Below are 17,527 nucleotides of genomic sequence, written 5' to 3'. Positions count from 1 at the left end.
GTTGGCGGGTTCGAGCGTCAGTTTCTTCGCATAAGCGAGCAGCGGCAGCAGTTTTTCATCCAGCCCGGCGGCGGCCGGGTCGGCGATCAGCTTGTCGAATATTTTCGGGTCGATGCCGTGCAGTTCGGCAAAGGCCCGGTGGATGCCGAAACAGAAACTGCACTGGTTGAGACCCGAGACATAGGTGGCGATCAATTCCCGTTCGGCGATGCTGAGCGGCGAAGGGCCGCGCAATATCGCATCATGATATGCGAACAGCGCGCCAAAACCTTCGGGATGGGCAGCGAGGACCACGACCATTTCGGGTTTTTCAGGAAGCGAGGGAAATTTCGACATGAGCTGAATACCTTCGGGAAATGCGAATGTCGCAATTGGTGCTCCCGAATATCACGATCCGGCAGCAGAGAACAGGGAAAGCGGTTATGGGTGGAATGGAGGGGGATCGTCATCCTGAACGCGTTCAGAACCTCGAGGGGTCCTGAGCCGGAGGCCAGCGGAGCTAAACGCGTTCAGGATGACGAAACTCCCCTCCCTTGGCGGCGCTTCACTTTACTACGGCGCGGTGGCCATAGCTGATCACGCGGGCAATTTTCCAGCCAGTTGCGTCATGGCGCCACAGATGGATAAAATCGGCATCGCCCTCGAGCCGGTCTTCGCCATCGGGGACGACCAGATAGAATTGGTGGCGACCGCGCTGCATGGCGCCCCAATTGCCGAGACGCTCGACCGTCAGGCTTTCCGGCACCAGCCGTCGCGCGATCTGCGGGTCGTTGCCCCGGGTCCAGTTCAGGCAGTTGATGCCCGCGACAAAGGCGTCGCCGCTGCCATAAGCCAGCCCGCTGCGGTCGTCGTAAAATTCGAGATCGTCGGCCGCCAGAGCGCGCACCCTGGCGATATCGCAGGTGCCAAAGGCGGCGGTGAACAGGGCGCTGTCGAGCGTGGCCAGCGTGTCAAATAGCGCCGCATCATCGAGCGTCGCCGGGCCGGGCTGCCTGGCTGGCAGCGGCGCGGGGACGGGCTCTGCGGCGATGGCGGGATAGCCGGTCATCGCGAATAGAGTGGCGATCAATATCATGTTGCGTGGCCGCATGGCAGGCTCTCCCTTGTGTATTGTGTATATAATACACTTGCGGTGGCCGTGGTCAATCGGCTTTCGCCGTCGCATCCTCTTGCTTACCTGTCATCCCCGCCTGCGCGGGGATGACAGGTTGGGAGGTAAGTGAAATTAGGCCACTGTCACCGTGATTGCGCCGTTACCGGCACTGCAATCCGCCGCGGTCAATTTCGCGGCCCAATAATGCGCCACCAGCGGCGCCCAATATTGTGCCAACCGTGCGATCGCGGCCACCATCCAGTTCGCGGCCAACCAGCGCGCCGACTGCGCCGCCGATGATCAGACCGGTGGTGCCATTGTCGCGCTTGCAATGATAACGCCCGTCGTTGCCGCGCCAGATACGGTCTTCGCGGCTCAGCCGGCGCGGTTCGTAATAGCGGCCGCGGTCATCATAGCGACTGCGGTGCTTGCTGCGGTGCTTGTCCTTGTGCTTGTCATGGCCATAAGCTTTGGCATGGCCCGGCGGGTCGGCGAGCACGGCTCCGGCCGGAACGACCAGGGTAGCGGCGGCGAGCGTCATGAGGATATTGCGCATGATATTCTCTTTCTTGTCCGGTGGCGGCAAAAGCGGATGCGATCGCCGTCTGTTGTGTCTGTGGACAAGGCTATTGCAGCAGCCCGCCTGAACGACTGATGACAAGCTGTTCATATTCACCGCTTTCAAGATGAACGGAGGCAGGGGTGCGATGTTTGATGGTGGGGGGGGTGGCAAGAGCTTTGGTGAGTTTTGTAAACTGACACGGTGTTTCCCCTTTGTCATTCCCGCGCAGGCGGGAATCCAGTGAATAAATAAAGCCGCTTCGCGACGTTTTTTTGGACTGGATCCCCGCCTGCGCGGGGATGACAAGTTGGAAGGTTAGTGAAATTAGGGCAGTGTCGCCGATATTCCATATCAATAAGCTGTTGCAGAAAATCCGCCGGCCATTGCTGACATTGTGCCGGCAACACTCCAATCGCGAGTCGTAAACAAAACGGATGAATCTGCAATAAGGGTAGCTAATCCAGCCAATTGCGATGATTTTAACGGTTCAAGTTCAGTCTTCTTATTGCGATTCAGCGATTCTAATATACTACGTGATACTTTTACTATTGATCCGCTTTTTAGGGGATTAATCCCGTTACGTGCTTCTTCGACTTCGTTCTCATACTTGTCGACGACGCCCACAATCACGGCGCGAATTCGCAAAGGAATGTGCCTTTGAACTATCAGACGTCGCTCCATTTTTAAAAAATGTTCGTAAGTCATTCGAGTAGTATAAATGTCGGCCCTTGAAGCACTCGAGTAACTAAATTTTGTTATCCCCATACGATTCAAGAATGCACGCCAATGCGTCGATGAAATTACGCGTGATCGGCCGCTAGTCTTCCGTCGAGATAAATATATCTCTTTGAGGTCGTCACGACTAGTTACATCCTGTTGTGTTAGACCTTCTACAAAATGAGCAGTTTCTCTAAATTCCTTTAACGAAACCAACTGTTCAAGCAAATTAAGTCCAGCTTCCGCCGGAGTTAATGGGATACTTTCTTCAGATAGGTTGGACGAAGCATGTGCTGGTTGCGTTAAGATTTGTGCGAGTAGCTCCAACAACTCTAAGTCATCTGCAGTTAGCCAATTTTCCGGTTTGTAAATTGCCATATTGAGCGCTCACTCCGCAGCAACCCCTGCCTCGGCAAACATATCCGGCCCGTCATCGACCGCTTCATCCTCGTTCGCGACCTTGCCCTTGCGCTGGTCGAAGCTCGACCAGACGTCATTCCATTCGCCCTTGGTCGCGCCTTTTGAATATTCGGTGGCGCGGGCTTCGAAGAAATTGGCGTGTTCGACGCCGTTCAGGAGTGGCGCGAGCCATGGCAGCGGGTGTTCCTCGACCATGTAGATCGGCTGGAAGCCGAGCTGGCCGAGACGCCAGTCGGCGATATAGCGGATGTAGCGCTTGATTTCCTTGGCGGTCATGCCGGTGACCGGGCCGTCGCTGAACGCGAGGTCGATGAAGGCATCTTCCAGCCGCACGGTCTTCTGGCAGCAGTCGATGATGTCGTCCTTGACCGACTTGGTCAGGCAGTCGCGTTCCTCGCAAAATGTGTGGAACATCTTGATAATGCCTTCGCAGTGCAGGCTTTCGTCGCGGATCGACCAGGTGACGATCTGGCCCATGCCCTTCATCTTGTTGAAGCGCGGGAAGTTCATCAGCATGGCGAAGCTGGCGAACAGCTGCAGCCCTTCGGTAAAGCCGCCGAACATCGCCAGCGTCTTGGCGATATCCTCGTCATTTTCGACGCCGAACGTGCCCATATAGTCGTGCTTGTCCTTCATCGCTTCATATTCGAGGAACATCGAATATTCGCTTTCCGGCATGCCGATGGTGTCGAGCAGATGCGAGTAAGCGGCGATATGGACGGTTTCCATGTTGGAAAACGCGGTCAGCATCATCTTGATTTCGGTCGGCTTGAACACCCGGCCATATTTGTCGTGATAGCAATCCTGCACCTCGACATCGGCCTGGGTGAAGAAGCGGAAAATCTGGGTCAGCAGGTTGCGTTCGTGATCGGTGAGCTTCTGCGCCCAGTCGCGGCAATCCTCGCCGAGCGGCACTTCCTCCGGCATCCAGTGGATCTGCTGCTGGCGCTTCCAGAATTCATAGGCCCAGGGATATTCGAAGGGCTTGTAGGTTTTGCGTGCTTCCAGAAGTGACATGGTTACTCATTCTCCGCTTTATACTCGTCATTCCAGCGTTGGCTGGAATCTAAATCAATCTTGTTTCCAGCACCATATTTTGGTCTGGATCCCAGCCTTCGCTGGGATGACAATTATCGTGCTGCGCGCGCCTTTACTTTAAAAAAACAGCCCCCTCCCAAAAGGAGCGAAAGGGAGGGGGCAGTGGGCAAAGTCTATGCCGCGCTGCTTATTGGCAAGCGAGACATTCGTCATAATCGGTGGTGCCGGCGGTGGTCATCAGTTCGACGGTTTTCGGGTCGAGCGTATTGTCGGCCTCGACGCCGCCACCGGTTGGTTCGCTCATGATCGTTTCGCCACCGGCAAAGCCGGCGCGCTGGATCGATTTCGAGCGCAGATAGTAAAGCGACTTGATGCCGAGCTCCCAGGCGCGGAAGTGGAGCATCAGCAAGTCCCATTTGTCGACGTCGGCCGGGATGAACAGGTTCAGCGACTGCGCCTGATCGATATAGGGCGTACGGTCGGCGGCGAGTTCGAGCAGCCAGCGCTGGTCGATCTCGAAGCTGGTCTTGTACGTGTCCTTTTCCTCGGCGCTGAGGAAATCGAGATGCTGGACGCTGCCACCCTTTTCGAGGATCGTGTTCCAGACATTGTTGCTGTCCTTGCTCTTCTCCTGCAGCAATTTCAGCAGATGCGGGTTCTTCACCACGAAGCTGCCCGAGAGCGTCTTGTGGGTGTAGATATTCGCCGGGATCGGTTCGATACAGGCCGAGGCACCGCCGCAGATGATGCTGATCGACGCGGTCGGAGCAATCGCCATCTTGCAGGAGAAGCGCTCCATCACACCCTGATCGGCAGCATCGGGACAGGGTCCGCGTTCCTTGGCCAGCATCATGCTGGCTTCGGATGCTTTGGCTGAAACATGCTTGAAGATCTTGAAGTTCCACGATTTTGCCAGCGCGCTTTCGAAGCCGAGGCCGCGGGCCTGCAAGAAGCTGTGAAAGCCCATCACGCCAAGACCGACGCTGCGTTCGCGCATCGCGCTATATTTCGCCCGCGCCATTTCCTCCGGTGCGCGGTCGATATAATCCTGCAGGACATTGTCGAGGAAGCGCATGACATCCTCGATAAATTCCTTTTCGACCGACCATTGATCCCAGGTTTCGAGATTGAGCGAGGACAGGCAGCAGACTGCGGTCCGGTCTTCACCAAGATGATCACGACCCGTGGGCAAGGTGATCTCCGAGCAAAGATTGGAGGTGGAAACCTTGAGCCCCAGATCGCGGTGATGCTTGGGCATCGCCCGGTTCACCGTGTCGCTGAAGATGATATAGGGCTCGCCGGTGGCCAGCCTTGTCTCGACCAGTTTCTGGAACAGGCTGCGCGCATCAACCGTGCCGCGAACCGAACCGTCCTTCGGCGATTTGAGATCAAATTCGGCGCCGTCGCGTACCGCTTCCATGAATTCGTCGGTCAGCAAAACGCCATGATGCAGGTTCAGGGCTTTCCGGTTAAAGTCACCGGAAGGCTTTCTGATTTCAAGAAATTCTTCGATTTCCGGATGGTTGACATCAAGATAGCAGGCGGCCGAACCACGGCGCAGCGAACCTTGCGAAATCGCCAGGGTCAGGCTGTCCATCACCCGCACGAACGGAATGATGCCAGAGGTCTTGCCGTTCAGGCCAACCGGTTCGCCAATGCCGCGAACCGCACCCCAATAGGTGCCGATGCCGCCGCCGCGCGAAGCGAGCCAGACATTCTCGTTCCAGGTGTTGACGATGCCGCCGAGACTGTCATCGACGCTGTTGAGATAGCAGCTGATCGGCAGGCCGCGTCCGGTGCCGCCGTTGGACAGCACGGGCGTTGCCGGCATGAACCAGAGTTTTGAAATATAGTCATAGAGCCGCTGGGCATGGGCCTGATCATCGGCATAAGCGTCGGCAACGCGGGCAAACAGATCCTGATAGGATTCGCCCGGCAACAGATAGCGGTCGTTCAGCGTTTCCTTGCCAAAATCGGTCAGCAGCGCGTCGCGGCTGTCATCCAGCGTGATCTTGAAACGGCGCTTTTCAACGCTGTGGCTGTCGCGTTCGGCCTTCAGTTCCTTTTCATCATTGGCCTTGGCCGAAGCGGCTTCGGCGGCCGCTTTCTTGCTGACCTCCGGCTCGCTCGTCGGTGCCGTGTTTTTGGCTTTGCTTTTTGGCGTATCCAATACTTCCGCGCCCATTTCACTCTCACTCACATCTGGTCCCGACACTGTCTCATTGTCGTGGCTGTCTCTAAAATCCATCAAAGCCCCCTCAAAATCACTCTACTAATCCAACGATCACAACGGCCTATGGACCGATTGACCACCGCGATTTTATCCGGGCATTTGTTCCTGTCTTGTTCGACTCGAATCGAAGCATTATCCTAACAGTTTAGCCACCCGGGCGGGCATTTATTTTCCTGCCCAAAATCCCGTATATTCTCTTGTCATTTGGCACAAAGGGAGCCGTCCACCGAGTCGGTGTAAAAGACGACTAACACTATCTGTTGGTGTGCCCCCTTGGCCGAACCACTACCTATAGTGGCTAAATCGAAATTTTATGCAAGGGGGTAAATGACAAATTAACGACTCCATTCGTCGCATAAATGAATCGCTTCGTCGAGCCCGGATTCGTGCTGCAGCGCAGCGACGCGTGGACTTCCTAAGCCTTGCGCAAAGCGCAAGAGTCGATGGTAAAATTTACAAGAATAATTATCCACAGATCATGCACAGGGGGTGATGACATATTTGTGACACCATATCTGGTGGATCAGGCGTTCGCCCGCGCCCTGCCGAGCAGCGATTTGCGGACATCGCCACCCACCTGTCCGGCGACGATGGACAGATAAGCGGACAGAAACGGCCACGCTCGCTCTGCCCAACTTTGCCCGCGACCGAAAACAGTGTTTCTGCCCTTCCCCTGCCTTCTCATTTGCAATGCAATCTATGATGTTACAATTCTGTATCATGTTAGCATTTGCGTCAGCGCGCCGGCTGTCCGGGGGCATGATCAGAAAACAGAGACAGCAATCAACCAGCATAAAATGCCATCTAAAAAGCTGATATTGGTTGAATTGAATTTGGCGGGAAAGTGAGACGGGAAGTCAAGATTGGATATCACAGAATCCGACACCCGTTTCTCACTGAGGCAATCAATCGCCTGGCTCAGGCCTTACAGACGTTCGGAAAGATTTCTGAATCAGCCATATCAGGACTGGATATCGCCGATGATCGATCCGGTAAAATGATAATTCAGGAAAGCAAAACCGCTCTCAACCCTGACAACCAAGAACTTGTCGAGATACTACTTTAAATTTTTGGATGTTCAGCGCACTTATACCCGCAATCGGAAGCAGTCTTTCCGCCGCTAGTCTTGCAGCGCAAGCTCAAGGCGACATTGACTCTGTCAGTTTGCATTGACATCCAGCAGTATAAGTATAATCATAGTAAACTGTTATCAACAATCAGATTTGGACCAGCAAGATGATTCATGATCAGGAAAATGAGCAGGAAAACGAGCCGCAATCGACCAATACCAAAAGGAAATATGAAAAGCCGGTACTAATTGTGCTGGATTTGACGGAAAAGTCTGGCGGAAAGTTAATAGAGTCTACTCGTGAATCCACCGCCTATCCTCCTGGTAGCTTTGGCAGCTAATCAACCAAGTTGCTGGCACACCACGGTCTTTCAGATAGATTTCCAGATCAGCCATATCGGGGCTGGACAATAGCGGTGATCAAAATATCATTTCCTTACTGATCCGCTAGCCAGCCTGCTGCCAAACCGACCTTCCATGTTTTATAATGCGCCTCAACTTTCATCGCGCGCACCGTTCACGATCGGATAGCCGACATTTCAGAACACCGGATATCGGCGCCCTCCGTCTGGCTGATATTGCAAGGGTCAGGGAACACTCCATCTTCGATCAGCTGCGAAATAAAAAAAAACGACGCTGCTTGCTGATAGACCCAGGCCGGAAAGCAAAACGGGGCGACATCAACGACCAGCTTCATCAGCACGGCGCCCGCGGAACCCGAAAAGGCAGCCGCTGCGACGAACCAGAGACCGGTGGAGAGTGTGACACCTTCGGGCCGCCAGACCACGATCAACACCCCGAGCAAAGTCAGTGCGATGCCGCGGCGCCAGTGAACGCGTTCGCCCGTGCCCTGCCGAGCAGCAATTTGCGGACATCGCCATCGACCTGTCCGGCGACGATGAACAGATAGGCGGACAAAAACAGCATCCCGCCGACCGAAGCGATCGCGCCAAGGGCAAAACCGGCTGCGGAAAAATTGTGGCGCCACGAAACCCAGAGCGCAGAGAGCAGCAGAAAACACAGGAAGTCAAAGTTGAACTGACCGGGCCAGGCCATGGTCGCCATGTCGCCAAAGAAGACCGGGATCAGGTACCAGCCGTGATTGGAAATGGTGACGCCGGTATAGGCCGCGATCCCGACAAAAAGCACCGCCATGAAAATTCTGAATGCCGCCATGAGTTGGCTCCCTCTGCTGGATTGATCTTGAGAGGGAACTTATATGCACGGGATCGCCGGTCATCAATTACCTGTGACGTAATCGGGCATACTACCCGAGTGACTGGCGGCAGAGAGCCAAATAATATTGCCAATTCATATAAAATAGGGTTATGACCCTAAAAATGGAGAGTCGCACGAGCGACCCAGGAGGAGAGAGACTATGGCAACGACACTGGCACCTGAAAAAAACGCAATCGATCCGATCGATGTTTCGCTGGCTGAACTTTACACAGAGGACCGCTGGCAGGAGCCGTTCCGCAAGCTGCGCGCCGAAGCGCCGATCCAATATGTCCCGGAATCCAAATTCGGTCCCTATTGGTCGGTCTCCACCTACAAGCCGATTGTCCACGTCGAGGCACTGCCGAAGATATTCTCTTCGTCCTTTGAATATGGCGGCATTTCGATCGCCTTTTATCCTGACCATCTGCTGTCCGACGAGTTTCGCCAGCCGCAATTTATTGCCATGGACCCGCCACAGCATACCGCGCAGCGCCGGACAATCGCTTCCGCCTTTGGTCCGAGCGAAGTCAAGGCGATGCAGGATGAAGTGCGTCAGCGGACAGCAGATGTGCTGGATTCGCTGCCCGTGGGTGAACCGTTTGACTGGGTCGAGAAGCTGTCGATCGAACTGACCACCGGCATGCTGGCCAAGCTGTTCGACTTTCCCTGGGAAGAACGCGACAAGCTGACCTATTGGTCCAACATGCTCGGCGATGTCGAACTGGTCCACCAGGAAGGCGGCATTGCCCGGCGCAATGCCATTGCCATGGAAATGGCCGGTGCCTTCGCCGAACTCTGGCAGCGCAAGGCCGTCGGCGAGCCGGGCAAGGATCTGATCTCGGTAATGATGCAATCCGACGCGATGAGCGAGATGAGCCAGGAAGAATTTATCGGCAATCTCATATTGCTGATCGTTGGCGGCAATGACACGACGCGCAATTCGATGAGCGCTTATGCCTATGGGCTCAGCCAGTTCCCCGAAGAACGCGCGAAGCTGGAGGCCGATCCGGCGCTGATCCCGAACGCGGTGGCCGAACTCATTCGCTGGCAAACCCCGCTTGCCCATATGCGGCGCACGGTCGTCGAAGATACCGAACTGGAAGGCGTAAAGATGAAGAAGGGCGACAAGGTCGTGCTCTGGTATCTCTCGGCCAATCGCGACGAGAGCGTGTTTGACGATCCCGACAGCATCCGCGTTGATCGCGAAAACGCCCGGCGGCACCTGTCCTTTGGCTATGGCATCCACCGCTGCGTCGGCGCCCGGATTGCCGAGTTGCAGCTGCATGTCCTGCTCGAAGAAATGGCCAAGCGGCGCCTGCGCGTCAACGTGCTGGAAGAACCGGAGCGGGTGCCTGCCTGTTTCGTCCATGGCTACAAGAAGATGATGGTCACGCTGGAGCAATATTGAATTGAAAACCCGCGACCGGATCATATTGGAGGCGCGGAACCTCTATAATCAGCGCGGTTTTGGCAATGTTTCCAGCGCGACGCTGGCCGAACATCTTGGCGTTGCCGAGGGCAATCTCTGGTATCATTTCAAGACCAAGCGCGCGATCCTGCACGCGATCAGCGAGCAATTCGCACAGGATATCGAAAAACGCCTGTCGCGCGCGCCCGCCGGAAACGCGGATATCGTTGATGAATATGTCGCCCTGTTGCAGGCGATTATCGACGAGTTTCGCGAATATCGTTTTCTGTACCGCGACCAGGCGGATTATGGCGAGCATGATGAAATTGTGCGGCAAGGCGTGCGCGGCTGGACCGAGCGGACCCACCGGCAGTTTCAAACCTATCTGAGGGGATTTGTCGAGGCTGGCCTGCTCGACTGGCCCGAGGAACGACTGGCCGACCTAGCGATCAACGTGACCATCATCCTGCGCTACGGTCTGGAATATTTCCGCGAGATGGGCGAGCCGATCGAGGTCGGCGGCGGTGCGATTCGCAAAACATTGATGCGTCATCTGACCTTGTTCGAATATCGATTGCTGCCCGAAACGGTGATCCGGCTGCGGCGATATATTGACCAGATGGATGACGCGGGAACAGCATTGGGCAAAACTCCCGAAAAGGTTTTGGAATAAAGGAACCATCGCCGCCGCTGCGGGCTTGATGCAGATTTCTGCAAGACCCGGAACCCGGTGGTCAACCGGCTGGCCCTTATGGCTCGACAAAATATGGCTGGGCTAAGGCTGGATCACAAAAACTTGCCCGGGCGGATACTATCCGCCAAAAGACCTGCGGATCGCATTTCGTCGATATTCTGGAGCATTCATGACCGTCACCATCAAGACCGCCGACCTGATCGAGAGCGTCGCCGACGCCCTGCAGTTCATTTCCTATTATCATCCGATGGATTATATCCGGGCGCTCGGCAAAGCCTATGACGCGGAGAAATCTCCGGCGGCCAAGGATGCGATTGCCCAGATATTGACCAATTCGAAAATGTGCGCCGAAGGGCACCGGCCGATTTGTCAGGATACCGGTATCGTGAACGTCTTTGTCAAATGGGGCATGGATTGCCGGCTCGATGACACGTCGCAATCGATGCAGGAAATTGTCGATGAGGGCGTGCGCCGCGCCTATCTCCATCCGGAGAACAAATTGCGCGCCTCGATTCTGGCCGACCCCGCCTTCACCCGGCGCAACACCAAGGACAATACGCCGAGCGTGCTGCATGTCGAGATGGTGCCGGGCAACACGGTCTCGATCGATGTCGCGGCCAAGGGCGGCGGGTCGGAGAATAAGTCGAAATTCAAGATGATGAACCCGAGCGACAATATCGTCGACTGGGTGCTGGAAATGGTCCCCTTGATGGGCGCCGGCTGGTGCCCGCCGGGCATGCTCGGCATCGGCATTGGCGGCACCGCCGAACGCGCCGTGCTGCTCGCCAAGCAATCGCTGATGGACCCGATCGACATGGGGCAATTGAAAGAACGCGGCCCGCGCAATGATATCGAGGAAATGCGGATCGAGATTTTCGACAAGGTCAATGCGCTGGGCATTGGCGCGCAGGGGCTTGGCGGACTCTCCACCATCCTCGACGTCAAGATCAACGACTGGCCCTGCCACGCCGCCGGCAAGCCGGTGGCGATGATTCCCAATTGCGCCGCCACCCGCCACGCCCATTTCACCCTTGATGGCAGCGGCCCGGCCTATCTCGAACCGCCTAAGCTCGAGGAATGGCCGGACGTCAACTGGACGCCATCGTCGGAAGCGAAGCGCGTGCAGCTGGATGCCCTCACCCCGGAAGAGGTGCAGAGCTGGAAACATGGCGACCGGCTGCTGCTCAACGGCAAGATGCTGACCGGCCGCGATGCCGCGCACAAGCGGATCAAGGACATGCTCGACAAGGGTGAACAGCTGCCGGTCGAGTTCAAGGGCCGGGTGATCTATTATGTCGGCCCGGTCGATCCGGTGGGCGAAGAAGTCGTCGGCCCCGCTGGCCCGACCACGGCGACGCGGATGGACCAGTTTACCGACATGATGCTCGAACAGGGTCTGCTGGCGATGGTCGGCAAGGCGGAGCGCGGACTGGACACGGTGGCGTCGATCAAGAAGCACAAGAGCGCCTATCTGATGGCGGTGGGCGGCAGCGCCTATCTGGTGTCGCGGGCGATTAAGGGATCGAAAGTCGTCGGTTTCGAGGATCTCGGCATGGAAGCAATCTACGAGTTCGAGGTGCAGGATATGCCGGTGACGGTCGCGGTCGATGCCGAAGGACAGAGTGTGCACCATCTGGCGCCATTGGTCTGGCAGGAGAAGATCAAGCGGGAGGGATTGCTGGAGGGCGTTTGAAATTGATGATGGCGTGAGCCGTCGCCCCTGCCTGCGCAGGGGCGACGGTCCGCACCTATTTCTTGCGCGCCGCCCGCATCCGTTCTGCCCATAGTTGCACATCGCCCGCCTCGTCGCCTTCGTGGCGGGGCGCATATTTTTCGAAGGCGCCGTAAACCTCGGCCCAGCGTTCTTCCATCCGCACGACATTATAGGGATGGCTGACCAGATAAAATTCGCCCGCCTGCATCTGCTTGAAAATGATCGCGGCAAATTCGTCGGTGTCCATGGCCGCATCGGCTTGCAGTTCCGACAGTTCCGATTTGACCCAGCCGGGCAGAATGACGCCGAGCTGGATATTGTCGGGAGCTTCGCGGCGCAGCACGTCCATCAGGCCGAGCACCGCATGTTTGCTGGACACATAGGCGCCGCCGGTTTTCGGCAAGGCATTGAACAGGCTGTTTTCGGAGCCCACCGTATAGATGGCCGAGGGAAGGCCCTCGGCCTTGTAGCGTTTGCCGAAACTGGCAATACCGTGCCAGACGCCCCAGAAATTGACGTCGTAAAGCGCTCGCGCCTCGGCCATATCCATGTCGATCACGCTGCTGCGCCCGCCACTGACCCCGGCGTTATTGATGATGATATCGCCGCGTCCATTCTCTGCCCAGGCAAAATCCGCCAGCGCCTCGACTTGCTCGGCGCTGGTGACATCGCCGACCAGATATTTGGCGTCGATACCTTCCCCCGCGAGGGCGGCAACGGCTTGCTGCAGACGATTTTCGCGCGGTTCGAACAGGATGATTCTGGCACCCGCCCTGCCCATCTGTCTGGCCAGCGCCAGACCAATGCCGGTCGCCCCGCCCGTGATAACCGCCGTCTTGCCTGCAAAATCCATATACCGCTCCTTCCTCTCCTGGATGAGAGGTTTATTTTTCTGATCAAATGACAATGGCAGCAAATGGGCTTATGTTGAAGCCATGTATATCTTCATCATCTTCCTCTGTGGCATCGGCAATTTCACGATGCACAAGGCCATGCTCGAGAGCAACCATCCGATCATGGCCGAAGCGCGCGGCGGTTTCCGCAAATTTCTGGGGCCCTATGGCAGCTATATACTGGAGTTTTTCATGCTCCTCGCCGCCATGATATTCGCCGATATGGGCATGCTCACCGCGGTGATTTTCTATTTTGTCTATACGCTCGCCAATTGCGCGGCGGCCTGGGTGCTTTTTTTCAACAAACATTAAGTTTGAATGGCTTATCGCCCGCAATCGGTAATGCTGTTTGTCCGTCTACGGACGTAGTTTATCGAAAGCCGGTATCGGCTGCAACCAATTGGACATAGCAGCGCCCCATCCGAAGCAGACGGCCTGGGGGGAATATATTGAACGACAGAATATGGGTTTTGACCGGCATCGCCATGAGTGCGATGATCACGTCATCCCTCCTCCCCATCGCGGCACAGGCCCAGACGGCCGCCCTGTCCTCCCTGCAACCGCGCACCGAGACCGGACGGCAGATATATGATGCGGGACAATTTTCCCGCTTCAATCCCCGCACCGCGCTGGACATGGTCCGTCAGGTGCCCGGCTTTACCATCGACACCGGCGACGGCGACGAACGCGGTCTCGGTCAGGCCGACGAAAATGTGCTGATCAATGGCACGCGGATCTCGGGCAAGAATGTCGACGCGTTCACTTTCCTCGGACGGATTTCCGCCAGCAATGTTGTCCGGATCGAGATTGTCGACGGGGCGACGCTCAGCATCTCCGGGCTTTCCGGGCAGGTGCTCAATCTCGTCACCGACGCGAGCGAAACCGGCAGCATCAGCGGCAATTTCAAATGGGACCCGCGGTGGCGGCGCTCGGGCAACAACTGGTTCGCCGGGGAAGCATCGATCAGCGGCAAACTCGGCAAGGGCGACTTTACTCTGGCGGTCGAAAATGATGCCGTGCGCAACGGTGTCGAGGGGCCGGAACAGGTCACCGACCGCTTTGGCAACCTGTTGTTCGAACGCGACGAAGTTGCCCGCTATCTTCAGGATCGGCCAAAATTGAGCGGTTCCTACAGTCGCACCGGTGACGATGGCTCGCTGTTCAATGCCAATGCTGCCTACCAGATTTTCCGGAAACGGGAAACGGTGGCTACGGATCGCACACAGCTAGGCCAGCCCGATATTTTCGAGCTTTATTCCAGCCGCGAGGATGAATGGAATGCCGAATTCAGCACCGATTATGAATTCGGTCTCGGTGGCGGACGGCTGAAACTTATCGGTTTGCAGCGATTCGAACATAGTCCGGTCAGCGATTTTTTTGGGCAGACATTTTCCGATGGCATCACGCCCGCCAATGGCAGCCGGTTTGACACGGTGACCGATGAGGGCGAGTCGATCCTGCGCGCGGAATATGGCTGGAAGACCGCAGGCGGAACCGACTGGGGCATCAGCGTCGAAGGCGCCTATAATTTTCTCGACAATGAAGGCGCCCTGGCGGTGCTCGATACGCAGGGTATTTTCCAGCCGATCGCGCTGACCAATGCCAATAGCAAGGTCACCGAATATCGCGGGGAAGTTATCGGCTCCTATGGCCGTCCCCTGACCGAAACACTCACGCTGCAGGCAACATTGGGCGGGGAATATAGCAAGATCAGCCAGAGCGGCGCGGCCGGCCAGAGCCGGTCCTTCATTCGCCCGAAAGGCTCTGCTTCGCTGGCCTGGAAGCCGCAACCCGGTCTCGATCTCAGCCTGAAGGTCGAACGGTCGGTCGGCCAGCTCAATTTCTTTGATTTCGTCGAATCGGTCGATGTTTCGCAGAATAACGGCAATGCCGGCAATCCCGCACTGGTGCCGCCGCAAAGCTGGCGGGCGGAACTGGAAGCCACCCAGAAACTGGGGCCGTGGGGGTCGTTGACGGTCAATATTTATGGCGAAAAATTCAGCGATATTGTTGATTCCATTCCGATCACCGCGACCACCGAGGCACGTGGCAATCTGGACAGCGCGACCAGCTATGGCGTGGGCGTGGTTTCCAGCATCTTGTTCGATCCGATCGGCTGGCGGGGAGCAAAACTCGATTTTGAGGGGGAGGTCCGCAAAAGTTCGCTGCGGGACCCGCTGACCGGGATTTTCCGGCGGATCAGCGACGACAAGATATTCACCTATGAAGCCACGTTGCGCCACGATATTCCCGGCAGCAATTGGGCATGGGGCGCCGGGATCGAGGATTTCCGCTATTCGGATTTTCTGCGGCTCGACCAGACCACCCGTTACCGCACCGGGGCGCCTTATACCTGGGCGTTTGTCGAGCATAAGGATGTCTTCGGACTGACGGTCAAGGCCGAACTCGGCAATCTGCTGGGCCGAAGCGAAAATTTCACCCGCACCGCCTATGGCACGATTCTGGGTCAGCCGGGTGACCTCGACCCTCCGTTTATCAGAGGGCGGCGCAACGGTCCGCTTGGCTTCGTCGAGGATCGCAGCCGCGAGTTTGGGCTGATTTACCGGTTGACCATCAGCGGCAGTTTCTGAGGCCGCGCGCCGCTGAAAAATTTAGCTGGATAGACTTTCGGTCCCGGCAGTCCTACATCCGGGGTCATGCCACCAGATTATGCTACCGAGGGTCAGATCGACCCTCCGATGATTCCCACGCTCAAGCGTTTCCTGCCCTATCTCTGGCCCAAGGGAGAGCCGAGTTTAAGGCTGCGAATCATCGTCGCCGGATTGCTGGTGCTTTGTGCCAAGGCCGCCGTTCTCACCATGCCGTTCATCTACAAGGCGGTTATCGATGGCATGGCCAACGATGCGCTGGGCACCGAATTGACGGTATTGCTCGCGCTTGTTGCAGCTTATGGTCTGGCGCGGTTCGGCCAGGTGATGTTCGACAATCTGCGGAACATCGTCTTTGAAAAGGTCGGCCAGCAGGCGGCAAGACGGCTCGCGACCAATGTCTTTACCCATCTGCACAGCCTGTCGCTGCGTTTTCACCTGAACCGGCGCACCGGCGAAGTCACCAAGATCATCGAGCGCGGGACCAAGAGCATCGACGTGATGCTCTATTTTCTATTGTTCAACATTGCCCCGACGGTTGTTGAGCTGACCGCAGTGCTGATCATCTTCCAGATCAAATTCGGCTTTGGCCTGGTCGCTGCGACAATGGCGATGGTCGCGATCTACATCCTATTCACCCGCAAGGTGACCGACTGGCGCAATGCGCTACGGGCGCGAATGAACGACATGGACACAAAGGTGATTGGCCGGTCGGTTGATGCGCTGCTCAACTATGAGACGGTCAAATATTTCACCGCCGAACGCCGCGAAAGCGAGCGCTATGACAAGGCGATGCGGGACTGGGCCCTGGCTGCGGTCAAGTCGGAAAACTCGCTCGGCCTGCTCAATATCGGCCAGTCGATCATCACCAATCTCACCATGATCGGTGCGATGGCGTTCAGCGTCTATGGCTGGAAACAGGGCGAATTGACGGTCGGCGATCTGGTGCTGGTCAATGCGCTGCTGATGCAGCTGTTCCGGCCACTCGACATGCTCGGCATGGTCTATCGCACGATTCGTCAGGGTCTGGTCGACATGGACGCAATGTTCCAACTGATCGACACCAAGCAGGAGGTCATCGACAAGCCGGGGGCAAAGCCGCTGCAGGTTTCCGATGGCACCGTGCGGTTTGAAAATGTCGTGTTCAACTATGATGACGATCGCCGGATATTGCACGGTCTCGATTTTGAAGTGCCGCCCGACGGGACGCTGGCGATTGTTGGGCCGTCCGGTGCCGGCAAGTCGACGATCGCGCGCCTGTTGTTCCGTTTCTATGATCCGCAAGCGGGCCGGATATTGATCGACGGGCAGGATATTGCCACCGTCACCCAGCACAGTCTGCGCGGTGCGATTGGTATCGTGCCGCAGGACAGCGTGCTGTTCAACGACAGCATCGGCTATAATATCGGCTATGGCCGGGAAGGCGCCACCCAGGCCGAGATCGAGGAAGCCGCGCGCGGGGCGGCGCTGGATGGCTTTATCGCCAAGCTGCCCGATGGCTATGACACGCAGGTCGGCGAACGCGGGCTGAAATTGTCCGGCGGCGAGAAACAGCGCGTCGCGATTGCCCGGACCTTGCTGAAAAATCCGCCGATCCTGATCCTGGACGAAGCGACCTCGGCGCTCGACAGCCGCACCGAGGATGAAATTCAGGCGACGCTGGCCAAGATATCGGAGCGCCGCACGACCTTGATCATCGCCCACCGGCTTTCGACGATCACCCATGCCGACGAGATCATCGTGCTCAACGAAGGGCGCATCGCCGAACGCGGCAGCCACCGGCAATTGCTGGTCAAGCGCGGGCTTTATTCGGACATGTGGAAGCGGCAGGCGGAGGATCAGCGGGAGTCGGCGTGACC

General features: G+C 56.9%; 17 protein-coding genes. 7 read left to right on the top strand and 10 right to left on the bottom strand.

Annotated features, from left to right (window positions below; translation table 11 throughout):
* From V7665_RS03945 to V7665_RS03915, 7 genes are all read right to left on the bottom strand, one after another.
* Nucleotides 1–336, bottom strand: a 336-nt coding sequence (locus tag V7665_RS03945; RefSeq protein WP_335663235.1) for a carboxymuconolactone decarboxylase family protein, incomplete at its 3' end; no start/stop codon positions are given.
* A 208-nt stretch (nucleotides 337–544) separates the two neighbouring features.
* A complete protein-coding gene (locus V7665_RS03940) occupies nucleotides 545–1,090 on the bottom strand; it encodes a nuclear transport factor 2 family protein (protein WP_335663234.1) in 546 nt (181 codons plus the stop codon).
* A gap of 163 nt (nucleotides 1,091–1,253) precedes the next feature.
* Entirely contained in the window at nucleotides 1,254–1,649 is a 396-nt protein-coding gene (locus tag V7665_RS03935) for a glycine zipper 2TM domain-containing protein (protein WP_335663233.1), read from the bottom strand.
* 70 nt (nucleotides 1,650–1,719) lie between these two features.
* Nucleotides 1,720–2,010, bottom strand: coding sequence for a hypothetical protein (locus V7665_RS03930; protein WP_335663232.1), 291 nt, complete (start codon nucleotides 2,008–2,010; stop codon nucleotides 1,720–1,722).
* Nucleotides 2,007–2,750, bottom strand: a complete 744-nt coding sequence (locus V7665_RS03925; protein ID WP_335663231.1) for a hypothetical protein — start codon at nucleotides 2,748–2,750, stop codon at nucleotides 2,007–2,009. Before V7665_RS03925 ends, V7665_RS03930 begins: the two co-directional genes overlap by 4 nt.
* A gap of 9 nt (nucleotides 2,751–2,759) precedes the next feature.
* On the bottom strand, nucleotides 2,760–3,809 hold the full coding sequence (locus V7665_RS03920) for a ribonucleotide-diphosphate reductase subunit beta (protein ID WP_335663230.1): 1,050 nt from the start codon (nucleotides 3,807–3,809) through the stop codon (nucleotides 2,760–2,762).
* Between the two features lie 208 nt (nucleotides 3,810–4,017).
* Nucleotides 4,018–6,078 carry a ribonucleoside-diphosphate reductase subunit alpha gene (locus V7665_RS03915; protein ID WP_335663229.1) on the bottom strand — a complete coding sequence of 687 codons (2,061 nt, stop codon included), beginning with the start codon at nucleotides 6,076–6,078 and terminating at the stop codon, nucleotides 4,018–4,020.
* Nucleotides 6,079–7,299: 1,221 nt separating this feature from the next.
* Between V7665_RS03915 and V7665_RS03910 the strand changes: the two genes are divergently transcribed.
* The gene (locus tag V7665_RS03910; RefSeq protein WP_335663228.1) at nucleotides 7,300–7,473 is read left to right on the top strand and encodes a hypothetical protein; all 174 of its coding nucleotides are present in this window, start codon (nucleotides 7,300–7,302) and stop codon (nucleotides 7,471–7,473) included.
* A gap of 176 nt (nucleotides 7,474–7,649) precedes the next feature.
* Here the strand turns inward: V7665_RS03910 and V7665_RS03905 are convergent, their stop codons facing one another.
* The gene (locus V7665_RS03905) at nucleotides 7,650–7,937 is read right to left on the bottom strand and encodes a hypothetical protein (protein ID WP_335663227.1); all 288 of its coding nucleotides are present in this window, start codon (nucleotides 7,935–7,937) and stop codon (nucleotides 7,650–7,652) included.
* A 2-nt stretch (nucleotides 7,938–7,939) separates the two neighbouring features.
* The gene (locus V7665_RS03900) at nucleotides 7,940–8,308 is read right to left on the bottom strand and encodes a hypothetical protein (RefSeq protein WP_335663226.1); all 369 of its coding nucleotides are present in this window, start codon (nucleotides 8,306–8,308) and stop codon (nucleotides 7,940–7,942) included.
* A 202-nt stretch (nucleotides 8,309–8,510) separates the two neighbouring features.
* Between V7665_RS03900 and V7665_RS03895 the strand changes: the two genes are divergently transcribed.
* The 3 genes from V7665_RS03895 to V7665_RS03885 all read left to right on the top strand — a co-directional run bounded on the left by V7665_RS03895 (nucleotide 8,511) and on the right by V7665_RS03885 (nucleotide 12,145).
* Complete coding sequence (locus V7665_RS03895) at nucleotides 8,511–9,758, top strand: cytochrome P450 (RefSeq protein WP_335663225.1); 1,248 nt, start codon at nucleotides 8,511–8,513, stop codon at nucleotides 9,756–9,758.
* A 1-nt stretch (nucleotide 9,759) separates the two neighbouring features.
* Nucleotides 9,760–10,431: a TetR/AcrR family transcriptional regulator gene (locus V7665_RS03890; RefSeq protein WP_335663224.1), complete on the top strand. Its 672-nt coding sequence runs from the start codon at nucleotides 9,760–9,762 to the stop codon at nucleotides 10,429–10,431.
* 190 nt (nucleotides 10,432–10,621) lie between these two features.
* Entirely contained in the window at nucleotides 10,622–12,145 is a 1,524-nt protein-coding gene (locus V7665_RS03885) for a fumarate hydratase (protein WP_335663223.1), read from the top strand.
* 55 nt (nucleotides 12,146–12,200) lie between these two features.
* Here V7665_RS03885 and V7665_RS03880 read toward each other — a convergent pair whose 3' ends face one another.
* Nucleotides 12,201–13,019 (bottom strand): SDR family NAD(P)-dependent oxidoreductase, encoded by an 819-nt coding sequence (locus V7665_RS03880; RefSeq protein WP_335663222.1) that lies wholly within the window; start codon nucleotides 13,017–13,019, stop codon nucleotides 12,201–12,203.
* Nucleotides 13,020–13,101: 82 nt separating this feature from the next.
* On the opposite strand from V7665_RS03880, the gene V7665_RS03875 reads away from it, so the two are divergent.
* The 3 genes from V7665_RS03875 to V7665_RS03865 all read left to right on the top strand — a co-directional run bounded on the left by V7665_RS03875 (nucleotide 13,102) and on the right by V7665_RS03865 (nucleotide 17,525).
* Nucleotides 13,102–13,371: a hypothetical protein gene (locus V7665_RS03875; protein ID WP_335663221.1), complete on the top strand. Its 270-nt coding sequence runs from the start codon at nucleotides 13,102–13,104 to the stop codon at nucleotides 13,369–13,371.
* Between the two features lie 137 nt (nucleotides 13,372–13,508).
* The gene (locus V7665_RS03870; protein WP_335663220.1) at nucleotides 13,509–15,650 is read left to right on the top strand and encodes a TonB-dependent receptor plug domain-containing protein; all 2,142 of its coding nucleotides are present in this window, start codon (nucleotides 13,509–13,511) and stop codon (nucleotides 15,648–15,650) included.
* 66 nt (nucleotides 15,651–15,716) lie between these two features.
* The gene (locus V7665_RS03865; RefSeq protein ID WP_335663219.1) at nucleotides 15,717–17,525 is read left to right on the top strand and encodes an ABCB family ABC transporter ATP-binding protein/permease; all 1,809 of its coding nucleotides are present in this window, start codon (nucleotides 15,717–15,719) and stop codon (nucleotides 17,523–17,525) included.
* Nucleotides 17,526–17,527: the final 2 nt, after the last annotated feature.

This window comes from Parasphingorhabdus sp., from assembly GCF_036964675.1.
In the GTDB taxonomy this organism is placed as follows: domain Bacteria; phylum Pseudomonadota; class Alphaproteobacteria; order Sphingomonadales; family Sphingomonadaceae; genus Parasphingorhabdus.
The sequence above is the reverse complement of the archived record's forward strand: the minus strand, read 5'-3'. Positions and strand labels throughout refer to the sequence as shown.